The sequence below is a fragment of the Caballeronia sp. BR00000012568055 genome, from assembly GCF_029439455.1.
Lineage (GTDB): Bacteria > Pseudomonadota > Gammaproteobacteria > Burkholderiales > Burkholderiaceae > Caballeronia.
Map to the genome: position 1 here is coordinate 1 of NZ_JAQFVG010000264.1, position 5,205 is coordinate 5,205.

At 56.9% G+C, this 5,205-nt stretch carries 5 protein-coding genes and 1 pseudogene; 4 read left to right on the forward strand and 2 right to left on the reverse strand.

Annotated features, from left to right (window positions below; all coding sequences use genetic code 11):
* Positions 1-457 (forward strand): tripartite tricarboxylate transporter permease (locus tag P7F28_RS15570; protein WP_277185417.1); only part of this gene is annotated, 457 nt, incomplete at its 5' end.
* A 535-nt stretch (positions 458-992) separates the two neighbouring features.
* The gene (locus P7F28_RS15575) at positions 993-1,754 is read left to right on the forward strand and encodes an IclR family transcriptional regulator (RefSeq protein WP_277185418.1); all 762 of its coding nucleotides are present in this window, start codon (positions 993-995) and stop codon (positions 1,752-1,754) included.
* A gap of 23 nt (positions 1,755-1,777) precedes the next feature.
* Here the strand turns inward: P7F28_RS15575 and P7F28_RS15580 are convergent, their stop codons facing one another.
* Positions 1,778-2,554: an SDR family oxidoreductase gene (locus P7F28_RS15580; RefSeq protein ID WP_277185419.1), complete on the reverse strand. Its 777-nt coding sequence runs from the start codon at positions 2,552-2,554 to the stop codon at positions 1,778-1,780.
* A gap of 44 nt (positions 2,555-2,598) precedes the next feature.
* On the reverse strand, positions 2,599-3,717 hold the full coding sequence (locus tag P7F28_RS15585) for a CapA family protein (RefSeq protein ID WP_277185420.1): 1,119 nt from the start codon (positions 3,715-3,717) through the stop codon (positions 2,599-2,601).
* Between the two features lie 294 nt (positions 3,718-4,011).
* On the opposite strand from P7F28_RS15585, the gene P7F28_RS15590 reads away from it, so the two are divergent.
* Both P7F28_RS15590 and P7F28_RS15595 read left to right on the forward strand, forming a co-directional pair.
* Positions 4,012-4,848 carry an SDR family NAD(P)-dependent oxidoreductase gene (locus tag P7F28_RS15590; RefSeq protein ID WP_277185421.1) on the forward strand — a complete coding sequence of 279 codons (837 nt, stop codon included), beginning with the start codon at positions 4,012-4,014 and terminating at the stop codon, positions 4,846-4,848.
* Between the two features lie 78 nt (positions 4,849-4,926).
* Positions 4,927-5,205: pseudogene (locus P7F28_RS15595) on the forward strand (IS256 family transposase); the annotation flags it as partial.

The window sequence follows — 5,205 nt, forward strand, 5'->3', positions numbered from 1 at the left end:
CGTTCTTCTTCTGATCTTGAACGTACCAATGATTGGTATCTGGGTAAAGCTTCTGCAGGTTCCGTATCGGCTTATGTATCCATCGGCGTTGTTCTTCATCGCGATTGGGGTCTACAGCACGAACAACAGTCTGTTCGAAGTGGGCGAGGTTCTCGTGTTTGGTGTCATCGGCGCCATACTGTTGGCACTCAAATTCCCCGTTGCGACCATCTTGCTGGGGTACGTTCTCGGGCCGATGGTTGAAGAGAACTTCCGGCGTGCGCTTCTTCTGTCACGAGGCGATATGGGAATTTTCCTCGAGCGACCCATCAGTGCGGCGTTCATGTATGCCTGTATGCTGCTGATTGTCGGTCAACTGTACTTCGCATGGAGAGGCGCGAGAAAGACGAAGGGGCTGCTCGCGGACGCCGAGAAACAAGCCGCGTCTCTGCCAAACACTGCGGTCGCCGAAGATTGATTCAAGTTTCGGGTTGAAATTCGCGACGTTTTTGAGAGCCGTTCGCTTTCTCTAGCGTTGATTCGAACTCGCGACAACGAAGAAGTCCTCTCAGGGGTAGGGCGCCGACCGTGTGATGCGGAAGGCGCTCTCTTTTTGGAGCGACTTCTAAAAGTTTCGGCAGCGCGCGTTGCGTTGCCAACGGTATGGCGCTCATTAACGCTGCCTGACAGGGTCTCTGTGTTTCGGACGGTCAAAGGGCGAGCTCGGATGTGGCCTTGGCGCACTCTGACTCTTGTGAAGGCTTAAATGGCCTTACGAACTTCGCGCGTTGTACCGTCAAGCAGCTCGACGTCAGTCGCGAGACGATTGCAGTCCTCGATAAAAGTCCACTTCATACCGGGTTCCTTTTTTTGGGCTTCGATGCGCCTCTCGCATGCCATATCGGAGGAGTTTTGCTTAAGAAAGCGTCGCTGGGGGTGACTCCGTGTCGCGATGGCAGCCGTGCTGTTGTACCATACTGCATCACAGAAATATTCGAACGGAACTTCATCCTATGATGCGCTCGGTGGAACGGATTTTGGCGGTTTTCGAGAGTTTCAGCACGGAACGAAGCAGTCTATCGCTCCAGCAGATCTCTGACCGCATTGAACTGCCGAAGTCGACGACGTTTCGTATTGTCCAGAGCCTGGAGCAGGCAGGTTACCTTGTGCGTCTGGAGGACCAGCAGTACTGTCTTTCGTTCCGGTTCACGCGCCTCGCAGGTCTTGTGAAGAGTACACTCGGTATCCGCGAGATTGCGCGCCCCTTTATGACTGACCTTGCAGAGAAGACCAAAGAGACTGTCTCGCTGCACACCGTGTCAGGACGTAACCGTATTTGTATCGAATCGATCTCGACCGTCATGGCGCCATTAAGGGCGGTGGTACAGGCGGGCGAGCAGATTCCGCTGCAGGCTGGATCTGGGTCGAAGGTTCTGATGGCTTACATGCCAAAAGCCGAACTCACGCCACTGCTTGCGAGCGTGGGTAAGGCGTCAAAGCAAACAAAAGCGGAACTGCTGGCGGAGTTGGAGCGTATTCGCGAGGCTGGGTTCGCTGTGTCGCATGGTGAGCGACTGATGGGGATTTCGGCAATCTCCGCGCCAATCACCGATGTGAATGAAGAGGTGCATTACTGCCTGTCCGTTGGCGCGCCTACGGTGCGAATGCAGATGCATGAGAAAGAGTTTGTGAAGCTAGTCGTGGACGCTGCAGCGAGTATTTCGCGGCAATTTGGGGGGCAGGCTGAACTGTCTGTCCCTATCGACGAGCCCTGAGCGTCCACGTGGTCAACTGAGACCTAGAATAGTGAGGTAACCATCCCACCGTCCACCGGCACCGTCGCGCCGGTGATGAAACCCGCCTGCATTGACGCAAGAAAAGTGACCACCCCCGTGAGTTCTTGCTGAGTTCCCATGCGTCCCAGTGGCGTAAGCTTCTTTCGTGCTTCGGCCTGTTCTGGAGTGTACGCTGCGGAACCCGCGCGGTGAGGCGTTTCGATCAGCGCGGGCGCCACGCAGTTGACCGTGATGCCTTTCGTTCCCACTTCGTTGGCCAAGTGCTTCATATAGGCGGTCACCCCCGCCCTGAAGACGGTCGAGAGACTGTGATGCGGCATTGGCGCCTTTACAGACGCAGAGGTGACGGCGATGATTCTCCCCCAACCTCTCGTCATCATCTGTGGCGTAAGCTGGCTCACCACCTGGATCGTTCCCCACAACTGGCTTTGATACGCCTCGGTCCATCGTTCCTCTTCGGTCTCTTCGACCGTGGCGCGGATGGGGTTTGGTGGTCGGCCAGTGTTGAGGACGGCGATGTCCACGCCTGAAAATTCAGTTTGTAGCTTTCGCACGAGGTTGTCGACATCACTGCGAGAGAGCATGCTACCCGGAATCGCCAGGGCACGGACGCCATGCTGTGCCTCAATTTCCTGCGCTATTGCTTGCAGCTTGTCCGCAGAGCGCGCGAAAAGCGCCAGATTGACGCCCTCGGCGGCTAGCGCATGTGCAATGTTTCGTCCCATTCCCCCGCTAGAGGCGGTGACCAATGCCGTTTTACCGCGTATTCCCAAATCCATAATCAGCTTGCCTCAGGTGTACGTTCTCAACAGCGTTCGCACATTTAGCCGGTGATGACCACTTCGTCTCCGACCACTTCGAAGCGGTGTGGCATGTCTTCGGAGACCCATTCCATGTACGCGACGAGGTCGTCAAAACGCTTGTCATCGCGCAGCAACACTTGGGGGCGATAGCGGTCATCGAAGGTCATCGGCAGAAATGAAACCCGACCAATCCCGTTCTTTGAAACTTCTGCCTTTGCCAGCAGACCAAGAGTGCAGTCCTTCCCGTAAGGCATGAGGGGATAGATAGGGTCTAGATCGGTATGGTTCCTGACTGCACCGTGCGCCCAAGCCGGCTCATTGGTCCACGAAGGAGCAGCAAAGGACTTCGTCATGGCGAAAACACCCAAGCTGTAGAAGATCACCTTTCCCTTGTAAACCTCGATAGCCTTCGGAATATGGGGTGCGTGGCACACGACCATATCGGCACCAGCGTCAATCGCCGCGTGCGCCACGGTGACTTGGTAGTCGGAGATCACCCGTGGTAGGCGGATTACACCAGAGTGGAAGGCCAGGATGACTACATCAGCTTGAGAGCGTAAGGCGGTGACGTCCTCAATGAGTCGCCCTAGGTCGTCAGCATTAGGTTCGGTGTGCACGCGCACAGGTTGATGCGGCCCGCGCGTTTCATAGGTCGTCTTGATCCGCACATTTGTCACGCCGGGCTTCTGAGGTCCGGCGTCGCTGCCTGCCGCTCCTACCGAGGTGTAGCCCAGGTAACCTACCTTCACGCCGTTGCGCTCGACAATCGCGGGTTGGCGCGCCTCCGCGAGATTGCGTCCTGCGCCCGTAACCTGGACGCCGCTTTCCATGAGCAGGTCTCTCGTATCCACAAGAGCGTCTGGTCCAGCGTCGTAGCTGTGGTTGTTCGACATTGTTACAGCATCGAACAGCCCTCCGGTGAAGAGCTTCGACATTTCTACGGGCTGACACACCTGCGGTGCATGATCAGACTTGACCCCGCGAGTCGAATAGGTCCGCATACAGTTGACGAACCGGAAGTTCGCCTTCTCCAGAACCGGCTGGACCAACTCAGTGTAGCCCTCAATCGGGTATCCCTCAGCGGGCCCATGGGTGGGTCCACAATCTCCAGCAATCACTACGGTTGAAGTGTCTGACATTGCGCCTCCTTTGATGTTCGGTCCGCTGAAAACTCTTTCCCGGTCGACGCCGAGTCTGTCCGAGAGATCCTCTTCTTCCACTACAATTGTCCCACCATATGAGAGATCACGCCCTCAGGGTTTCAAGGGGGCGCTCTCAAGCGGAAGCGATTTCTGGTTCCGACCAATGAAACCGGTGCTGTTTATAGGAACTCATGATAGCATTTTCTTGCCGGTCCACGGGTCTATCTTGTGGATCAAGGAGGCTTAGGGCAGCGCAACCTGCTGCATACACGAGACATAGCGAGGACAGACATGGATAAAACTGATCGCGGGCAAGGATGGACGAGCAGGGCTCGACTGGAAGGGAAAGTCGCGGTGGTCATTGGGGCAGGACAGGCGCCAGGGGAAGGGATCGGCAACGGCAGGGCGGCAGCCGTTCGCTTCGCGCGGGAAGGCGCGCGAGTGCTGGCCGTCGACCGGTCGATCGAGTCTGCTGAGGAAACAGCAGCGATGATCCGGGCCGAAGGTTTTGAAGCCGTTGCGTTCGGCGCGGACGTGACTCGTCAGAATGAACTTGTCCAAGCCATCTACGGCGCAAAAGAGCGGTGGGGCTCGCTGGACGTACTCCACAATAACGTTGGGGTCAGCTTGGGCGGCGGTGACGCTGATTTAATGGACATCACCGAAGACAAGTTCGACAACATATGCCGAATTAATCTGCGAGGGACGGTGTTCGCCTGCAAACACGCCGTCGCGATCATGCGTGAGCAGCGCTCAGGTTCAATTGTCAACGTGTCATCCGCCGCCGGGCCTGGGAAATACCCGTACGTGGCGTACAAGGCCACCAAAGCAGGGGTCATCGCGTTTACAGAGCAACTCGCGCTGCAAAACGCGCCGTTTGGAATTCGCGCCAACTGCGTGCTGCCAGGGTTGATTGCGACACCGATGGCGGTTGAAGCACGGGTTCGTGAATGGAGCCAATCACGCGAGCAGGTGTTGGCGGACCGCGACGCCAAAGTACCGCTAGGGCGTCAGGGTAGCGCTTGGGATGTTGCGAACGCCGCGCTCTATCTTGCTTCTGACGAAGCGAATTTCGTCACTGGCGTTTCGCTTCTTGTCGACGGCGGCCGAATTCTGAATCGAATCTGAGTTGCCGTATCCGCCGTGTGGAGCCTGTCAGATTTTCCGTGTGCCGAGGTCATGAGACGATAAGGGAAATACCGTTTTATGACCGAAGCAACTGTGACAAAAAAGCTCAAACCTCCGAAAGCACCGAAGCTGTTTTCCGATGAACTGATTGACCAATTGCTGGCGCAAGTCCAGGGCAAGGATGCCGAGTCGGTACTAGGCGAATCGGGGCTGGCCGGCCAGCTCAAGAAGCGCCTGGCCGAGCGTATGCTTGCCGCCGAGCTCAGCCACCATCTGGAAAGCGAGACCGAGCAGGGCAAGGCTGGCAACCACCGCAATGGCACCAGTCCCAAGACCGTGCTGACGCCCAACGGCGAG

Bases quoted from the DNA above. Each gene is read 5' to 3' on its own strand.
- P7F28_RS15575 (WP_277185418.1), top strand. From the start codon at position 993: ATGATGCGCTCGGTGGAACGGATTTTGGCGGTTTTCGAGAGTTTCAGC.
- P7F28_RS15580 (WP_277185419.1), bottom strand. From the start codon at position 2,554: ATGGATTTGGGAATACGCGGTAAAACGGCATTGGTCACCGCCTCTAGC.
- P7F28_RS15585 (WP_277185420.1), bottom strand. From the start codon at position 3,717: ATGTCAGACACTTCAACCGTAGTGATTGCTGGAGATTGTGGACCCACC.
- P7F28_RS15590 (WP_277185421.1), top strand. From the start codon at position 4,012: ATGGATAAAACTGATCGCGGGCAAGGATGGACGAGCAGGGCTCGACTG.